This window comes from Flavobacterium sp., from assembly GCF_039916025.1.
Classification (GTDB): Bacteria; Bacteroidota; Bacteroidia; order Flavobacteriales; family Flavobacteriaceae; genus Flavobacterium.
Genome location: NZ_JBDSMB010000023.1, coordinates 1 through 1,839 on the forward strand (window position 1 = coordinate 1; position 1,839 = coordinate 1,839).

Annotated in this window: 1 protein-coding gene and 1 pseudogene; both read left to right on the top strand. The window is 33.9% G+C overall.

Annotation, left to right across the window (positions count from 1 at the left end):
• Positions 1 to 176 precede the first annotated feature (176 nt).
• Complete coding sequence (locus ABIQ27_RS01405; protein WP_348031358.1) at positions 177 to 1,244, top strand: restriction endonuclease subunit S; 1,068 nt, start codon at positions 177 to 179, stop codon at positions 1,242 to 1,244.
• A gap of 4 nt (positions 1,245 to 1,248) precedes the next feature.
• Positions 1,249 to 1,839: pseudogene (locus ABIQ27_RS01410) on the top strand (hypothetical protein); the annotation flags it as partial.

The following is a 1,839-nucleotide window of genomic DNA, read 5'->3' on the forward strand; positions in this document are numbered from 1 at the left end:
TACACAAACCGGAACTCAAAAAAAACGAAACGCAGTATTTACTGACTTCTCCGCCGATATAGCTGCAATGTGGGCTAGGCGTTTCAGTTTCTAAAGTTTTTATAAAATCAATTGCTAATACAGTAGGTACTGATTTTACTACATACAGGGTCGTAAAGAAAAATCAATTCACTTATATTCCTGACACATCAAGGCGTGGGGATAAAATTGGAATTGCTTTGCTTGACAATATTGAAGAGGGTCTGGTATCACAGGCCTATACGGTTTTTGAAATTACTGATACCAAAACTTTGTTGCCGGAATATCTTATGATGTGGTTTAGGCGACCCGAGTTTGACAGGTATGCCCGTTATATTTCACATGGTAGTGTAAGAGAAATTTTTGGTTGGGAAGATATGTGTGATGTCAAACTGCCAATCCCCTCCATCAACAAACAAAAAGAAATCGTAAAAGAATACAATGTGCTGGTAGATAGAATAAAGCTAAACAACCAACTCATTCAAAAATTAGAAGAAACTGCACAGTCTATTTACAATCAATGGTTTGTTGATTTTGAATTTCCGGATGAAGAGGGGAAGGGGTATAAGAGTAATGGAGGGGAGATGGTTTTTAGTAAGGAGTTGGGAAAGGAAATACCTAAAGGATGGCGCCCTGGCACTTTAGATGAGTTAATTGATGTAATTGATGGTGATAGAGGGAATAATTATCCGAGTATTGATGAGATGTATGACAACGGATTTTGCTTATTTCTAAACGCAGGAAACGTTACTAAAATTGGTTTTGATTTTTCAGAAACTAAATTCATTTCAAAAGAGAAGGATAAAGATTTAAGAAAGGGGAAATTAAAAAGAAATGATGTAATACTAACCTCTCGGGGAACAGTTGGAAATGTAGCTTTTTATAGCGATGCTATCATATTTAATGATATTAGAATTAATTCTGGAATGGTTATAATGCGTGCAAAGGACTTTTTAGAATCTACAATTTTCATTTATTCTATGCTTCGCAATGCAGAAATAAAAAAAGCAATTGAGAATTATTTGTCTGGTTCTGCCCAACCGCAATTGCCCATAAAAGATTTGATAAAAATACCAATTCTTATACCCGAAAAAGTTAGAATAATTAAATTCTCAAATTCGACAATTATGCGTCAATTATATGACGATAGATTAAACAATCAAAATCTAAAATTAAATGAGCTTTCAGATTTACTTCTTTCCAAACTTGCAACAATAGAAAATTAGGATTATGGCTATTTATAACGAAATATTAGTTTGGGCTAACAATAAGCCAGCGTTTTTAAAAGATGCTTTGCGAAGAATAATCTCAAATTCTGCAATAGCTCAAACCGACATTGACGAACTTGTTTTGCTTTTGAAAAAAGAAAACGGTGACACATCAGTAGCTTTAAACGCAATTTCAATTGACAATACACATATACCTGCAACTCTAGCTACTGGAACTATATATCCTAAATTAATCAGTATTAAAGAACCGATTAATGTTTGTGCTTTGCACAATCAAGGGCATCTGCAATTTCCAAACAGCGGTTTGACCGTTGTTTATGGCAATAATGGTTCAGGTAAATCGAGCTATTCAAGAATTCTAAAAAAATTATGTTGGAGTAGAAACTCAAATGTAGAATTAAAGAAAAACGTTTTCAATCCCTCCGCCTCTCAACAAAAAGTTGATTTTATTATTGAAGTTAATGGAACAAACACTCCTTTTCAATGGCTGGAGAATTCGCCGACACATTCAGCATTGAGTTCCATTTTTGTTTACGATAGTGATTGTGGTAATGTATATATAAACAATGAGAATCCTACACAATACAAACCA